The 15069-nt window shown below is 67.5% G+C and carries 14 protein-coding genes; 6 read left to right on the forward strand and 8 right to left on the reverse strand.

What is annotated here, in order from left to right:
- Window positions 1–7: 7 nt before the first annotated feature.
- A complete protein-coding gene (locus tag BR47_RS0105405) occupies window positions 8–1009 on the reverse strand; it encodes an AAA family ATPase (RefSeq protein ID WP_029104944.1) in 1002 nt (333 codons plus the stop codon).
- A 165-nt stretch (window positions 1010–1174) separates the two neighbouring features.
- Between BR47_RS0105405 and BR47_RS0105410 the strand changes: the two genes are divergently transcribed.
- Window positions 1175–1669 carry a flavin reductase family protein gene (locus BR47_RS0105410; RefSeq protein WP_502685697.1) on the forward strand — a complete coding sequence of 165 codons (495 nt, stop codon included), beginning with the start codon at window positions 1175–1177 and terminating at the stop codon, window positions 1667–1669.
- 11 nt (window positions 1670–1680) lie between these two features.
- Window positions 1681–2421 carry an SDR family oxidoreductase gene (locus BR47_RS0105415; RefSeq protein WP_020100277.1) on the forward strand — a complete coding sequence of 247 codons (741 nt, stop codon included), beginning with the start codon at window positions 1681–1683 and terminating at the stop codon, window positions 2419–2421.
- A 6-nt stretch (window positions 2422–2427) separates the two neighbouring features.
- Here the strand turns inward: BR47_RS0105415 and BR47_RS0105420 are convergent, their stop codons facing one another.
- Window positions 2428–3444 carry a TIGR03617 family F420-dependent LLM class oxidoreductase gene (locus BR47_RS0105420; protein WP_020100278.1) on the reverse strand — a complete coding sequence of 339 codons (1017 nt, stop codon included), beginning with the start codon at window positions 3442–3444 and terminating at the stop codon, window positions 2428–2430.
- 173 nt (window positions 3445–3617) lie between these two features.
- Between BR47_RS0105420 and BR47_RS0105425 the strand changes: the two genes are divergently transcribed.
- The 4 genes from BR47_RS0105425 to BR47_RS0105440 all read left to right on the forward strand — a co-directional run bounded on the left by BR47_RS0105425 (window position 3618) and on the right by BR47_RS0105440 (window position 6587).
- Window positions 3618–4604 carry an NAD-dependent epimerase/dehydratase family protein gene (locus BR47_RS0105425; protein ID WP_020100279.1) on the forward strand — a complete coding sequence of 329 codons (987 nt, stop codon included), beginning with the start codon at window positions 3618–3620 and terminating at the stop codon, window positions 4602–4604.
- A gap of 8 nt (window positions 4605–4612) precedes the next feature.
- Complete coding sequence (locus tag BR47_RS0105430; RefSeq protein WP_020100280.1) at window positions 4613–5047, forward strand: VOC family protein; 435 nt, start codon at window positions 4613–4615, stop codon at window positions 5045–5047.
- Window positions 5048–5098: 51 nt separating this feature from the next.
- Entirely contained in the window at window positions 5099–5950 is an 852-nt protein-coding gene (locus BR47_RS29775; protein WP_036426724.1) for a polysaccharide deacetylase family protein, read from the forward strand.
- 109 nt (window positions 5951–6059) lie between these two features.
- On the forward strand, window positions 6060–6587 hold the full coding sequence (locus BR47_RS0105440; RefSeq protein WP_029118838.1) for a lipoprotein LpqH: 528 nt from the start codon (window positions 6060–6062) through the stop codon (window positions 6585–6587).
- A 3-nt stretch (window positions 6588–6590) separates the two neighbouring features.
- Here BR47_RS0105440 and BR47_RS0105445 read toward each other — a convergent pair whose 3' ends face one another.
- The 6 genes from BR47_RS0105445 to BR47_RS0105470 form a co-directional block, all read right to left on the reverse strand.
- Complete coding sequence (locus BR47_RS0105445; protein ID WP_020100285.1) at window positions 6591–8093, reverse strand: amino acid permease; 1503 nt, start codon at window positions 8091–8093, stop codon at window positions 6591–6593.
- A complete protein-coding gene (locus BR47_RS0105450) occupies window positions 8093–9178 on the reverse strand; it encodes a Glu/Leu/Phe/Val dehydrogenase dimerization domain-containing protein (RefSeq protein ID WP_029118839.1) in 1086 nt (361 codons plus the stop codon). Before BR47_RS0105450 ends, BR47_RS0105445 begins: the two co-directional genes overlap by 1 nt.
- 88 nt (window positions 9179–9266) lie before the next feature.
- A complete protein-coding gene (locus tag BR47_RS0105455) occupies window positions 9267–12755 on the reverse strand; it encodes an indolepyruvate ferredoxin oxidoreductase family protein (protein WP_036426727.1) in 3489 nt (1162 codons plus the stop codon).
- A gap of 163 nt (window positions 12756–12918) precedes the next feature.
- On the reverse strand, window positions 12919–13401 hold the full coding sequence (locus tag BR47_RS0105460; protein WP_020100288.1) for an Lrp/AsnC family transcriptional regulator: 483 nt from the start codon (window positions 13399–13401) through the stop codon (window positions 12919–12921).
- 29 nt (window positions 13402–13430) lie between these two features.
- Window positions 13431–13910, reverse strand: coding sequence for an OsmC family protein (locus tag BR47_RS0105465; protein WP_029118841.1), 480 nt, complete (start codon window positions 13908–13910; stop codon window positions 13431–13433).
- A gap of 62 nt (window positions 13911–13972) precedes the next feature.
- A complete protein-coding gene (locus BR47_RS0105470; RefSeq protein WP_029118842.1) occupies window positions 13973–15067 on the reverse strand; it encodes a hypothetical protein in 1095 nt (364 codons plus the stop codon).
- Between the last annotated feature and the right edge of the window lie 2 nt (window positions 15068–15069).

Consider the following 15069-nt stretch of genomic DNA (forward strand, 5'->3'; position numbering starts at 1 on the left):
GTCGGCCTCACGGCACCGGGACCGTCTGCAGCACCGCGTCGACCACTGCGTCAGGCGTGATGCGAGCACTCGCGGCTTCGAAGCCGAGAATCAGTCGATGCCGCAGTACACGGTGTGCGAGCATCGAAATATCCTCGGGCACAACGTGTCCGCGGTCGTGGATGACGGCGAGTGCGCGTGCGGACCGACAGAAGGCGATGGTTGCGCGGGGGCTCGCGCCGTATTCGATGAGTCGGGCGAGGTGCGACGGTAGGTGTTGGGCGGGGCTGCGCGTGACGTCGACAAGTCGGCTGGCGTACGCGACGAGCGCACGATCCAGGTGGACCGCGCGGACGATCTCCTGCACGCGGCGCACGTCGTCGAGCGATACCACCGGGGCCGGGTGACGGGCTCGGTCGTATCTCCCGGCGTCCATGCGGTCGATGATCTCGATCTCGTCGGTGATCGACGGGTAGTGCACGAGCTCCTTCAGCATGAACCGGTCTGTCTGGGCCTCCGACAGGGGATAGGTGCCTTCCTGGTCGACGGGGTTCTGGGTGGCGATGACGAGAAATGGCTCGGGTAGCGGGTATTCGACGCCGGCGATGGTGGTCTGACGTTCCTCCATCGCCTCGAGCATGGCGCTCTGCGTCTTGGCGCTCGAGCGGTTGACCTCGTCGAGCAACACGATGTTGGCGTGCACCGGGCCCAGCTGGGTGGTGAACGAGTTGGTGTCGGCCTCGAAGATCTGCGTGCCGATGATGTCGCTGGGCAACAGATCCGGCGTGCACTGAATGCGACGGAAGCTGCCACCGACCGACGCCGCCAGGACGCGCGCCGCGGTGGTCTTCGCAAGACCGGGCACGCTCTCGATCAGCAGGTGACCACCACCGAGCAGCGCAAGGAGCATCGTTTCACGCAGGTGCTCCTGGCCCACGACGTGATGTGAGAACGCCGATGCCACGGCGCCGACGATGTCTCGGGCCTCGGCAATGTCGCGTTGGTCGGGCTGCATTCGGGGTAGCGTCATCGGTCCTTCCGCATATGGCTTGAGCAGCACCTTCACGGCACCGTCCGTTTTCTCCCGACATCGGCCTTCTTCCGGTATCGACCATCGACGGGGCCCGTTGACGGTTTGCAAGAATGAGCAGTGGCTACCCCAACTCCGGTATCCCAAAACCCGAGGCCAGGACCGGTGATGAAACCAGACACCGCATTTGACGATTTCGTCGACGTGCTCGACTACCCGATGTTCGTTGTCACCGTGCAGGCCGACGGCGAGTCCGGCGGATGCCTCGTCGGTTTCGCCACGCAGGCGAGCATCGATCCGCCGAGGTTTCTCGTCGGGCTGTCCACGGAGAATCGCACGACCTCGATCGCACGGACGGCAACCCATCTCGCGGTGCATCTGCTGCCGCGCGAGCAGTTGGAGGTGGCCGAACTGTTCGGCGGTGAGACGGGTGATGCCGTCGACAAATTCGAGCGATGCGACTGGCACGTCGGGCCGGAAGGCACTCCGGTACTCGATTCGGCGCTGGCCTGGTTCGTCGGTGAGATCATCGCGAGGTTCGACATGGGCGACCATGTGGGGCATCTGCTGGCACCTGTCGCCGGCGGTGCCTCCGGCGCCGCGAGCCGCCCGGTGTTCTTCGACGACGTGAAGGATCTCAACCCCGGACACGGCGCGTAGACAGGGCTGAGATGACCGGTATCGCAGGGAAAGTCGTCGCCATCACGGGTGCCAGCAGTGGCATCGGCGAAGCAACAGCCCGGCTGCTCGCCGAACGTGGCTCGGCGGTGGTTCTCGGTGCCCGCCGGGGCGCCCGGCTCGACGATCTCGGCGGCGAGATTCGCGCCGCCGGCGGGCGGGTCGTCACGTGCACGACCGATGTGACACTGCGTGCCGACGTGGACGCCCTGGTGGCTCGCGCGGTGGACGAGTTCGGCCGGCTGGATGTGTTGGTGAGCAATGCGGGGATCGGCAAGATCGGACCCGTCGCCGCGCTGGACACCGACGGCTGGTCGGAGATGATCGACGTGAACCTGCGCGGCGTGCTCCACGGCATCGCCGCGGCGCTACCTGTATTCCAGCAGCAGGGTGCCGGGCATTTCATCACGACGGTGTCGACGGCAGGGCTGAAAATCGTTCCGGGGCAGGCGGTTTACGCCGCCACCAAGAACGCGGTGCGAACCCTGATGGAAGGTCTGCGGCAGGAGTCGACGAGTGGCGTCGTACGAACGACGTCGATATCTCCAGGCTTTGTCCGCACCGAGCTCGATGCCGCGATCGACGATCCCGCCTTTCGCGACCAGATTCGCCGCAAGATGGATGACTTCGGCCTGCCCCCGGAGGCGGTCGCACGTGCGATTGCGTTCGCCATGGAGCAGCCGCACGACGTCGAAATCGGCGACATCACCATCCGCCCGACGGTGCAGGGCTAGCCGGCGCTAGCGCGCCGATAACTGCCGGGCGATCTCGCCGTACCGTTCGAACCGGTCGGTCCCGCCGAGGGCGTTGTAGAGAACGACGCGCGTAGCGACACCCTCGTACTTGGCAATCAGCTTGTCCGCCAGGTCATCCCAGGTGGATTCGGTGGCGAAGGCGGCGATGTGGTCGTCGGTGATCTGCGCCATCATGCCTGCCATATCGCCGGCCTTCTGCTTCTCCCGCAGGCGCGCGGTGGTGCCTTCGAAACCGGCTTCGTCCCAGATGAACGCGTAGTTGGGGGTACTGCCGTAGAAGCTCATGCTGGCGCGGACGAATTCACGTTCGTTGTGGCGTTCTTCGTCGGTGTCGCCGACAATCGTCATGGCCGGGATGATCGTGTCGATATCGGCGGGGGAGCGGCCCGCCTTCTCGGCTCCGGCAGCCACATTGGGCAGCACGTGGCGGGCGACGTAACCCGGCTCGCCGAGTGGGTGGATGTGCACGCCGTCGGCGACCTCGCCGGCCATGCGCAGCATCCACGGATTCACCGCGGCGATGTCGACCTTGGGATCGGGCGCATCGATGGGTCCCGGGCTCCACTGCGGCGTGATGAAGTCCAGGTCGTAGAAATCGCCGTGATGGTCGAGCTTGCCGGTCCGGAAGGCCGTGAAACACGCCTTCACGGCGCGCACGTAGTCGCGCAGCCGCGGGCCCGGCTGTTCGAAGGGCATGCCGTAGCGCCGCACCACATGCGTCCGCACCTGGGTACCGAGACCGAGCCTGAACTTGCCGCCGGTGGCTTCCTGCAGCTCCCACGCCGAGGCCGCCGTGACAAAGGGGCTGCGCGGAAACGCGACCGCGACACCGGTGGAAAGTTCGAGTCCGGGCGCGGCCTGGGACGCGACCGCCGCGCTCAGATATGCGGTCCGGCCGGTCTCGGTCAGGAGAAGACCGGAGAATCCGGCGGCTTGGGCGCGCTGGGCGAGTGCGCCCATCTGAGCGAAGGGCTGCGGAACTGTCATCACGTCGATGTGCACAGCGGCAGCCTACGGTTGTGGCGCCTGACGACGGTCAAATACCACGTACCACCGGGCCCGAAGCACCACGCATCGTCAGACGCGATGTCTACATCGCGCGGATCCACCCTGCGGCGTGATGGCAGGTACTAGCGTCTGGGCAGCGGCAGTTCACTTCGGAGGGGGTAGGCGTCATGCGGGTGCTGGTCACGGGCGGGACCGGGTTCGTCGGTGGTTGGAGTGCGAAAGCCATTGCGGACAAGGGACATTCGGTCCGGTTCCTGGTGCGCAACGCGGCTCGGTTGCAGACCAGTGTGGCCCAATTGGGCGTCGACGTCTCTGACCATGTGGTCGGCGACATCACCGATCGTGACTCGGTGCTGCGCGCGCTGGACGGGTGCGACGCCGTGCTGCACGCCGCGGCGCTGGTCGCCACCGATCCGAACCAGGCGGCGCAGATGCTGAGCACCAACATGGACGGTGCGCGCAACGTGCTGGGCGGCGCCGTGGAACTGGGCCTCGATCCGATCATCCACGTATCGAGCATCACCGCGCTGTTCAATCCCGATGTGGAGAAGCTCGAGGCCGACCTTCCGGTGTTCGGCGGTACGGACGGCTACGGGCGGTCCAAAGCCCAGGTCGAGATCTACGCCCGCGGGATGCAGGACGCCGGGGCGCCGGTGAACATCACCTATCCCGGCATGGTCATGGGTCCGCCGGTCGGCAACCAGTTCGGCGAGGCCGGCGAAGGCGTGGCGCAGGCACTTCAACTCGGGGCGATTCCGGGTCGCAGCGCGGCGTGGACGGTGGTCGACGGTCGGGATCTGGCCGATCTCCACGCGGCATTGCTGGAGCCGGGCAAGGGACCCCGCCGCTACATGGCGGGCGGCCATCGCATTCCGGTGGACGAGCTGGCCCGGCTGTTGAGCGAAGTCGGCGATAAGACCATGCTCTCCGTTCCGATTCCCGACACGGTGCTGCGGATGGCCGGCCAGGTGCTCGATCGGCTGGGACCATTGCTGCCGTTCCAGACACCGTTCACCGAAGCGGCGATGCAGTACTACACCCAGATGCCCGACTCGGATGACACCCCGAGCGAGCGCGAACTCGGTGTCACCTACCGCGATCCGCGAATCACCTTGGCCGACACCGTCGCCGGCCTTCGTAAGCTGAACCGCTGAGGCGAATAATGACTGATGTCAAGAAGTTTCAGGTCACGTTCGACTGCGCGGTACCCGAGCGCGTGGCGCGGTTCTGGTGCGACGTGCTGGGGTACGTCGTCCCGGCGCCGCCGCCGGGATTCGCAACGTGGGACGACTTCGATCGCGCGCTGCCACCCGAACACCGAGGTTCGAAGTTCGCGTGCGTCGATCCCGCAGGGGTCGGCCCGCGACTGTTCTTTCAGCGCGTTCCCGAAGGCAAGACGGTGAAGAACCGGGTGCACCTGGATGTGCGGGTGGCCACCGGGCTGGCCGGGGAGGAACGCCTCGCAGCGCTCGAGGCGGAGTGCGAGCGGCTGGTCGCGCTCGGCGCGGTCCGGGTGCGGCTGCTTCCCGCCGACGACATCAACGAGTCGTGCATCGTCATGCAGGACGTGGAGGGCAACGAGTTCTGCCTCGACTGATCGCAGGCGCCCCTTCAGCGATTGCCAGGAATTGCTGATACTTTCCGGGCCGTGTCCGTGCTGAACCGAAGAGCCTTCTTGGCCGGCCTCGGCGCAGCCATCACCATCCCGCCTGCCGTGGCGACCATCGAGGTGGCGCGAACGGCGCTGGCCACCGCCTTGACGGCGCCCCACGCCGCGGCCTCGCCGCACCCGCGGGAACTGCTGCGCGCAGCCGCGACAACAAAACCGGCGCTGCTGCCACCACCACCGGCCGCGGCCCGCGTCGCACTGCCCGGGACCGGCGTGCTGAGCGTCCTGCCCGGCCACGGCGACCTGCTGGCCCTCACCGTCGACGACGGCGTCGACAGCAACGTCGTGCGGCTGTACGCCCAGTTCGCGAAGGACACCGGCATCAGGCTGACGTTCTTCGTCAACGGCACCTACCGGTCCTGGACCGACAATGCGCCACTGCTGCGGCCGCTGGTCGAATCGGGCCAGATTCAGCTGGGCAACCACACCTGGTCGCATCCGGACCTCACCACGCAGTCGCCGGCGCAGATCGCCGACCAGATTCAGCGCAATCATGCGTTCCTGGCCAACACGTACGGCATCGACGCGCGACCGTATCTGCGGCCGCCGTACGGCCGGCACAACGCTGCCGTCCGGGCCGTCGCCGCCGACCTCGGCTACACCGTCACGACGATGTGGACGGGGTCCTTGGCCGATTCGACGGTCATCACCGAGGACTACATCGTGAAGATGGCCGACACGCATTTCCGTCCGCAGAACATCGTCCTCGGCCACCTCAACCATGCCCCGGTGACCCACGTCTTCGACCGGCTCGCCGACGTGGTTCGCACCCGGAACCTGCGCACGGTCACCTTCAACGACGTCTTTCTCCCCAGCCACCCGACGCCATAGACCTCGGGGGAACGAGCCGGTCGTCGCCGCATCTGAGAAAAGAAATGCGGCGACCGGTTCAACGGCGTAGATGTGGTCAAGCAGGGTTTGCGACGACAAGAGGGGCGCCATGAGGCAACAGGTTGCGATCGGTGTGGTGGGCATGGCAGTCATCGTGGGGGCCGCGGGCTGCAGTTCCGAGAAGCCGCCGTCGGAGACGACGAGCTCGACCAGCAGTAGCACCACCACCAAGTCCACGTCCTCGTCGGCATCCACCACGACGGCCTCGCCCACTCAACCGGCGACGGGCAATCCGCCACCGGGCCAAGCCGAGGTGACCGTCGACGGGGTGCGGCAGAACATCACCGGCAATGTGGTCTGTACCAACGCCGTCGGAAACTTCAACATCGCCATCGGACAGAAGGTTTCGGGCGTGGCGGTCGTCCTGACACCCGACGCCGCGACCGTGCACTCGGTGATCCTCGGCAACGTCAATGGCGTCATCCTCGGCTACCAGCAGGGCATGTCGGGCGGTCAGGCCACCGCGTCCAAGGACGGCAACACGTACACCATCAGCGGTAGCGCTACCGGGGTGACGGCAGCGCTACCGCCGGTGATGGTGACCAAACCCTTCGAGATTCGCGTTACCTGCAGCTGAGGGTCACGCCGCGATCTGGGTGACGTTGAGGTGCTTGTGCGCCTCGGCCTTTCGCTGCGCGAGCTTCGAGTGGGACCTGCCGTAGACGAAGTACAGGGCGACGCCGACCACCATCCACACGACGAACCGCAGCCAGGTCTCGACCTCGAGGTTGATCATCAGCCACAGGCACGACAGTGCCGCGAGGATGGGGATCACGGGGACGAAGGGCACCCGGAAGCCGCGCTCGAGATCGGGCCGCGTGCGCCGCAGGATCGGTACGCCGATCGCCACGAGGATGAAGGCGACGAGCGTGCCGATGTTGACCATGCCCGCAAGCGTGCCGAAGTCCACGAACGCTGCCAGTACCGCGCACACCACGCCCACGATGACGGTCAGTCGCACCGGGGTGCCGTGCTTGCCGGTGTGCGAAAGCCGCTTGGGGAGCAGACCGTCGCGGGACATCGCGAACAGGACGCGGGTCTGGCCGAGGAACATCACCATCACGACGGTAGACAGGCCCGCCAACGCGCCGATGGAGATGATGTTCTTGGCCCACGTGTCACCGTGGAGGGCGAATGCCGTTGCGAGGGTGGCATTTTCTCCCTGCAGCTCGGTGTACGGCACCATGCCGGTGAGGACGAACGACACCGCGACGTAGCAGACGGTGACGATGGCCAGCGCGCCGAAGATGCCGCGGGGAACGTCGCGTTGCGGGTTGCGGGTCTCTTCCGCGGCGGTGGCGACCACGTCGAAGCCGATGAAGGCGAAGAACGCGATGCTGGCGGCGGTCAGCAGACCCAGCCACCCGAAGCTCGTGCCGCCAGTTCCGGTGAGCCAGGCCAGCATTGACTGGTGTACGCCGTCCGCCTTCGCCGAGGGCTGCGCCGCCGGGATGAACGGCGTGAGGTTCGAGGCCTTGAAGTAGGTGGCACCGACAACGAGGATCAGCACGATCACCGACAACTTGATCGCCACGGCGACGGCCGAAACTCGCGATGACAGCTTGGTTCCGGTGGCCAGCAGCACGCCGACGATGGCGATGATCACCAGCGCACCCCAGTCGAACTTGACCGACCCGAGGTGCACCACCGGTGACACCGTCCCGCCTAGTACGTGGCCGAGATACTGCGACCAGCCTTTGGCGACAACGGATACCGCGAGCGCGAACTCGAGGATCAGATCCCAGCCGATGATCCACGCGACAAGCTCTCCGAAGGTGGCGTACGCGTAGGTGTAGGCGCTGCCGGCGACGGGCACAGTCGAGGCGAACTCGGCGTAGCACAGCGCGGTGAGCCCGCACGTGATCGCCGCGATGACGAAGGCGACCGACACGGCCGGCCCCGCCATGTTGCCCGCGGTCTGAGCGGTAAGGGTGAAGATGCCGGCGCCGATGACGACGGCAACGCCGAAAACAGTGAGATCCCTTGCCGTCAGGTCTTTGCGGAGCTTCGAATCGGGTTCATCGGTGTCCCGGATCGACTGCTCGACTGACTTGGTGCGGAAAAGCCCGCCGCCGGCGCCCATCAGATGGCTCCGTCGAGCCGCTGTTCGGCGAACAGGTTCGCAGCGGCGCCGATGCTGATGCCCGCCTCGCGCGCGGTGGCGATGATGTCGCGGCAGCGGTCGTAGATGCGGGTCACGTCGGCCTCGACGGCAGTGCGGTCCGCGCCGTGCAGCTCACCGGCGACCTGGATGAGGCCGCCGGCGTTGGCGACGTAGTCAGGTACCCAGGTGATCCCGCGACGGCCGAGCAACAGCTCGACGTCCGGGGTCGCGAGCTGGTTGTTTGCGGCACCGCAAATCAGCTTCGCCTCGATGGTGTCAGCGCTCATAGGCGTCAGCGTAGACCCGAGGGCACACGGAGCATAGACATCGACAGGGGCGTCGGCAACCGAATTGAGGAGGCGCACGGACGGGTGGTCGCTCGACAGGCGCAGCAGTGCCGCGGCGTTCACATCGGTGGCGTACACGTCCGCGCCGTCCGCGAGCAACAGTGCGATGAGTTCGCGGCCGACCTTGCCGACGCCCTCGACGCCGACGGTCCGACCGGCCAACGTCGCTGCGCCCCAAACGGATTCGGCGCCCGCGCGCATCGCGTTGAAGACACCGAGCGCGGTGAGGCGGGCGCTGTCACCCGAGCCGCCGGCCACGGCGCTGCGGCCGGTGACGTGCGAGGTGTACTTGCCCATGATGTCGAGATCGTCGGTGTTGGTGCCGACGTCGCCCGCGGTGACGTACCGTCCGCCCAGGGTGTTGACGTAGCGCGCGAAGGCCGCGAACAGCGCTTCGCTCTTGTCGCTGGTCGGGTCGCCGATGATCACGGACTTGCCGCCGCCCAGGTTCACCCCGGCCGCCGCGGCCTTGTACGTCATGCCCCACGACAGCCGCAGCACGTCCTCGAGCGCCTCGAATTCGTCGGCGTAGGGGTACATCCGGCAGCCGCCGAGGGCCGGGCCCAGCGCCGTCGAGTGGATGGCGATGATGGCCTTGAGGCCGGACTCGGCGTCCTCGCAGAAGACGACCTGCTCGTGACTGCGGGAGCTCAACTTGTGCGAGCGACCGAAGACTCCGGAGGGGGTGGACACCGGTGAGGTGGACACAGAGGTCACTACTACTTCCTTTCTGGTGCCGCATGTTCGGCGGCATGGGTTGACGCTGCCGCAGGTGTGGCGGCAGGACAGCTGCGGTGGTGGCCGGTCAGGCCGGGATGCCGAGCTCGCGCAGGCGGGCCCAGTACAGTTCGACGTTGCCGAGTTTGATGTCCTCGTAGCCGCGGACGATGTCGGGCAGTCCGGCTGCCTCGACGGCGGTGGCGTAGTTGTCGACGGTCAGCTCGGCCGCCAGGCGCAGCACCATGGCCGTGTAGTGAGACAGCAACTCCCGCTCCACTTTCCGGACGTGGGCATAGCCGAACGGGTCCAGCTTGGTGCCGCGCAGTACCTTGGCCTTGGCCAGCATCTGCAGTGCCACATGCGATTTCGGACCGAATCCGACCTTCTTCGTGCGGCCCATGGCGCGCAGGACGGGCGGATGCAGCTTGTAGGTGAGGTTCTCCCCACCGGGCACCTGCGCCTGCACGTCCGCCAGGAATGCCGGATCGACCAGCAGCCGGGCGACCTCGTACTCGTCCTTGTAGGCCGTGAACTTGTGCAGCCCGCGGGCGACGGCCTCGCTGAACGCCCTGTTGCCGGTGATGGTGCGCTCGGACTGCCATACGGCCTGGACCGTTTCGACGTAGCGCCGCGCGACCTTGGCGCTCTGGTAGCGGACCAGCTCACCGGCGCGCAGTTCGACCAGCCGGCGGACCTCACCCTCGAACGTGGTGCTGGCCAACAGCTCCGGGCTCGCCACGGCGGGCACGGCCTTGGGCCGCACGGCGTCGACGGCGGCGGCGAACGCGGCCGGATCGGCGACCGCGACACGGCCCCAGCGGAACGCTGCCACGTTGGCGGCGACCGCGACACCGTTGATGCCGATGGCCTCTTCGATGCTCGCCTCGGGCAGGCGCAGGCCGCCGTTCTGGAAGGCGGCGCCGACGACCAGGAAGTTGGCCGCTGCGGTGTTGCCGAACAGGGCCTGTGCCGCGGCCAGTGCATCGAAATGAGTCAGCGTGCGGGTGGCGGCGGTCAGCCGGTCCAGCAGCAACTGCGTCTCCGGGTAGGCGACGGACTTGTCGTACACCATGTCGCCGGTCGGGGTCTGGCTCGTCGAGGCGACCGCGACGGTGCGTTCGGCGCTGCCGTAGGCCAGGTTCCGGTTGTCGGTCGCGGTGAGTAGGTCGATCGCGATGATGCAGTCGGCGCTGCCCGAGGTGAGCCGGTTGGACGGCTCCAGGGCGGCTGTCGAGAACCGCAGGTGCGACACGACCGGTCCGGCCTTCTGGCTCAGGCCGATCTGGTCGAGGCTCTCCACTTCGTAACCGGCGCGCAGTGCGGCGGTTGCGAGCACCTGGTTGACCGTGACGATGCCGGTGCCACCGATGCCGGCGAGCAGGACGTTCTGGGTGCCGGTCGGGACACCGAACCCTGGATCCGCGACCCGCGGCGGCTCCGGTGCCTTGCGCCGGGATGCCTTGCGGCCCTTCTTGTCCGGGGTCAGCTCGACCGTGACGAACGACGGGCAGTCGCCGTCGAGGCACGTGTAGTCGGTGTTGCACGACGTCTGGTCGATGCGGGTCTTGCGGCCGAATTCGGTGTCGACCGGCTGTACGGACAGGCAGTTCGACTTGGTGCCGCAGTCGCCGCAGCCCTCGCAGACGGCTTCGTTGATCACCACGCGGGTGTTGCGGGTGGGCAGTGTGCCGCGCTTGCGCTGACGGCGGGCGTCGGCGGCGCAGTGCTGGTCGTAGATGAGCACGGTGACGCCCGGGATGTCCCGCAGTACCTTCTGCGCCTCGTCGAGCCGGTCGCGGTGCCACAACAGCGTGCCCTTGGCGAGGGCTTTCTTGTTGTGCCGCTTGGGTTCGTCGGCGCAGATGATGATCTGCTTGACGCCTTCGGCCGTCAGTTTGTGGGTGAGGCCCGCCACGACCAGGCCGCCTTCGACGTCCTGCGCGCCGGTCATGGCGACGACCTCGTTGTAAAGCAGCTTGTAGGTGATGTTGACACCGGCCGCGATGCAGGCCTGCACCGCGAGCTGTCCGGAGTGGAAGAACGTGCCGTCGCCGACGTTCTGGAACAGGTGCGGCACGTCGGTGAACGGCGCCTGCCCGATCCACTGGCTGCCCTCGCCGCCCATCTGCGTCAGACCCACCACGGCGCTGTCACTGCGGCCGGACATGGTGACCAGGGTGTGGCAGCCGATGCCGCCGCCGCCGATGGAGCCTTCCGGGATCGCGGTGGAGCGGTTGTGCGGGCAGCCGCTGCAGAAGTAGGCGGTTCGCTTGGCGGACAACACTTCCAGCGACAGCGGCGGGGGCGGGGTGCGCTTGAGCTCGACGTGATCGCGCAGCACCCGGCGCAGCGGGGCGAGCAGGCGCGCGGCGGTCAACTCGCCGCCGAGGGGGAACAGCGGCGCACCGGCCGCGTCGTGCTTGCCGACGATCTGCGGGGCATCGGCGGTGCCGTAGAGGATTTCACGGACCTGGGTTTCGATGAACGCCGTCTTGTCCTCGACGACGATCACCTGCTCGAGACCGCGCGCGAACGTCCGGACAGACTCCTGCCCGACGGGATACGGCATTCCGATGCGCAGCAGGCGGATTCCCGCGCGGTGCAGTGCCGCGTCGTCGACGCCGAGGTCGAGCAGCGCCTGGCGGACGGCGTCGAAGGTGGTGCCGGTGGCGGCGATGCCGACCTTGGCGCGCACCGGATCCACCTCGAGTACGTCCAGCTGGTTGATGTCACCGAAGGCACGGACGGTCGCCCAGCGCGGACCGTAGAGGTCGGCCTCGGCGAGCAGGCTGTCGGCCGGGGCGGCCATCGGCCGCTGGACGTAGGTGAACGGCTTTCCGTCCCAGAGGATTTCGGGTGCGGTGATCGCGAAGTCGGCGACGTCGGCGTCGACCGTCCAGGCGCCGTCAGCCACGTCGGCGACAATCTTCATCGCCACGACGCAACCCGAGGCCCGCGACAGCGCGACACCCTGCATGCCCATCGTGATGATCTCTTCGGCGTTGCGCGGGAACAGGACCGGGATACCGAGGGCCGCGAGGGACCGCTCGCTCACGGCGGGCACGGTCGACGATTTGGAGGCCGGGTCGTCGCCGACCAGCAGCAGCACGCCGCCGCGAGGGTTGACGCCGTACATGTTGGCGTGGCGCAGAGCGTCCGTCGCGCGGTCGACGCCGGGCCCCTTGCCGTACCAGACGCCGATGACGCCGTCGTGGGTTGCCTTGCCGGCGGGCAGGTCGGTCTGGCTGCCCCAGACCGCGGTGGCGGCGAGTTCCTCGTTGAACCCGGGGGTGAAGACGACGTCGTGCTCGGTCAGGACGCTCGGCATGCCCAGCAGCATCTTGTCGACGCCGCCGAGGGGGCTGCCCTGGTAGCCGGAGACGAACGTCGCGACGCGGCGACCGGCGCGCAGGTCGCGGACGTGCTGCTCGACCATCATCCGCGCGATGGCCTGCACGCCGGTCAGCAGAACCGGGCCGGCGCCGGCGCGGTACCGGTCTTGAAGATCGTAGGGGGCGCCGGGCGCGGCCGGACTGGTCGCGGCAAGTTCGGATCGGGACAGAACACTGGTCACTGACAACCTCCACACTTCCCACAACCCAGATCGTGAGCTGCAAAGCGAGAACTAACTGCAATCGGTGCAGCGAAATCTGCCGTGGAGTGTGTTGTGTGTCAACAGTCGGCGAAAATATTGATCAGACTGCTCAATTGTGACGTGGCGCACTGTGACGCACGCATCATTTTGCTCGACGCCCCGTCACGTACTGCACAAGGGGGAGTGATCGGTATTCGACCGGAGTCGCCATCGCCAGCATGGTCTCGGAGTGCTTGACCCCGTCGATCCGGTGCACGCGCTGAATGACGCTGAGCAGTTCTTCCTGCGTCTGGGCGGCGATCCGGACCAGCAGATCCGCCCGCCCCGTCGTCGCGTGGACTTCCAGCACGTGCGGGACATCCCGCAGCGCCTCGATGATGGCGTCCATCTTGGTCTGGTCGGTCTCGATGAAGACCAGCGCGTGCACGGCGAAGCCGAGTTCCGACAGGTTGATGTTCGGCGGGTAGCCGCGGACGAGGCCGGATTCCTCGAGCCGCTTCATGCGCGCCTGCACGGTGTTGCGGGCGACCTTCAGCCGCGACGCCAGTTCAAGGATCGGGGTGCGCGGGTCGGTCGCCAGCGCCGACAGCAGCGCGGAATCGAGTGCGTCGATCTTGATGGCCATGCGGCATTTTCCCACGGGGTCACCGTGGGTCACGCCGATTCGGCGACGCTCACCTGCGCTTCGCACCGGACGTCGAAGTTGACGGAATTGGCGATGAAACACAGGTGATGTGCCCGCTCGTGGACGCTCGTGAGGGCCTCGCGGTGCCGGTCGTCGGTGATCTCGACGACCGGGCGCAGCACCACCTCGGTGAAATGCCCGCCGCCGTCCGGGGTTTGGGTCATGGTGCCCGACGGGTGATCGGAGTATCCGGTCACCACGATGCCCTCTTGCGAGCACAGGGCCAGCACCCACAGCATGTGGCACTGCGACAGCGAGACCACGAGCAGTTCTTCGGGGTTCCAGCGCTGCGGGTCGCCGCGGAACGACGGATCAGCGCTGCCGAGGATCGTCGGTTTGCCGTCGGCGCTGACGTCGTGCGCGCGGTCGTACTCGCGGTAGCCCGAGGTTCCGGTGCCGGTGTTGCCGGTCCACGTCACGTCGAGTTCGTAGTGGTGCGTCTTCGCCATGGCGGGCGTCCCCTTCGTCGGTGCGGTCGCGTACCTCCGTTCTAGCGCACGCGCACCGACGCTCAGTGCTTACGGCTCCCGCGGTCGCCCTTCTCCTTGGACGCTTTGGAGGTGTCTGCCTTGGCCGTGTCCGCCTTGCCCGTGTCCGCTTTGGCCGACGAGTCGTCGCTCTTGGCCGCGCGCTTGGACTTCTTGGTGGGCGCGGCCGGCTTGGCGTCCTGCGGGTCGGCGGCAGCCGTCGACTGGTCCGCGTCCGACGGCTTCGACGTGGCCGGTGTGGCAGCCGATTTGGGTGCCGTGGCGTGGTCACCCGGCTTCTTGGCTGCCGATTTGCGCTCGGAGGCGGGCGACTCTTCCGGCTTCTCTTGGGATTTGGTGCCCTTTGTCAGAGCCCGAGCGACACCCGCCGTTGGCTTCGCGGCCGTTTGCGCCGCGGTGGCGGTCGATTGGGTGGTCGACTCGGCGGTCGTACCGGTCGAAGCCGCGGCGGCCGGCCGTGGCGCGTGGGTGAGGACGTTGGCCAGGCTCTGAACCGACGACACGACGTTGGCAACCGCCGTCAACGGGTTCTGCCCGCTGAGCACGGTGCCGACTCCCGTGGTCGAGAGCGTGGCGACGGCGTAGTAGACGCCGACCGCTGCCCGCAGCACCCTGACGACATAGATCACCGGGGTCAGCGGTGCGAGGTGGGGTGCCAGCGTGGCCGTCACGGTCCGCGTGGCGCCGGCCGCGGCGGCGCCTGCCGATCCGATTCCGCTGACCAGCTGCTTCACCTGAGGGGAGGACGAGGCGCCGGGGAACGCGGTGACCGCGCTGACCAGACTCTGCAGGTGCGCCGCCGTCGACGTCACCTTCTCCACGGCCTCGTACTGACCGGTGCTGGAGTCGACCTGTGCGCTCAGCACCAGCAGCGGGAAGTCCGGTGTCTGCCAGTAGATCACGTCGGAGGCGACGGCCTCGGCCGCACCGCCGACGTTGCCGACGTACCGAATCGGGTTGAAGGCGGCGTCGACGGCCGCCGCCGTGAGCGCGTACCGGTACTCGGCGCCGTGCACCGTCGTCGGGTGCGTCGTCGGGAGAACCGGCGCGGCACTGGTGACCACGACGGCTGCCGAGCACACCACCGACAGCGTCACGGTCTGCGTCTTGATCCACATGC

Source organism: Mycobacterium sp. UNC410CL29Cvi84 (genome assembly GCF_000686745.1).
GTDB lineage: Bacteria > Actinomycetota > Actinomycetes > Mycobacteriales > Mycobacteriaceae > Mycobacterium > Mycobacterium mucogenicum_B.

What these genes read in the sequence shown, in the direction of transcription:
- BR47_RS0105430 (WP_020100280.1), top strand. Translation starts at nt 4,613, where the DNA reads ATGACTGATGTCAAGAAGTTTCAGGTCACGTTCGACTGCGCGGTACCC.
- BR47_RS0105405 (WP_029104944.1), bottom strand. Translation starts at nt 1,009, where the DNA reads ATGACGCTACCCCGAATGCAGCCCGACCAACGCGACATTGCCGAGGCC.
- BR47_RS0105440 (WP_029118838.1), top strand. Translation starts at nt 6,060, where the DNA reads ATGAGGCAACAGGTTGCGATCGGTGTGGTGGGCATGGCAGTCATCGTG.
- BR47_RS0105425 (WP_020100279.1), top strand. Translation starts at nt 3,618, where the DNA reads ATGCGGGTGCTGGTCACGGGCGGGACCGGGTTCGTCGGTGGTTGGAGT.
- BR47_RS0105470 (WP_029118842.1), bottom strand. Translation starts at nt 15,067, where the DNA reads ATGTGGATCAAGACGCAGACCGTGACGCTGTCGGTGGTGTGCTCGGCA.
- BR47_RS0105460 (WP_020100288.1), bottom strand. Translation starts at nt 13,401, where the DNA reads ATGGCCATCAAGATCGACGCACTCGATTCCGCGCTGCTGTCGGCGCTG.
- BR47_RS0105465 (WP_029118841.1), bottom strand. Translation starts at nt 13,910, where the DNA reads ATGGCGAAGACGCACCACTACGAACTCGACGTGACGTGGACCGGCAAC.
- BR47_RS0105445 (WP_020100285.1), bottom strand. Translation starts at nt 8,093, where the DNA reads ATGGGCGCCGGCGGCGGGCTTTTCCGCACCAAGTCAGTCGAGCAGTCG.
- BR47_RS0105415 (WP_020100277.1), top strand. Translation starts at nt 1,681, where the DNA reads ATGACCGGTATCGCAGGGAAAGTCGTCGCCATCACGGGTGCCAGCAGT.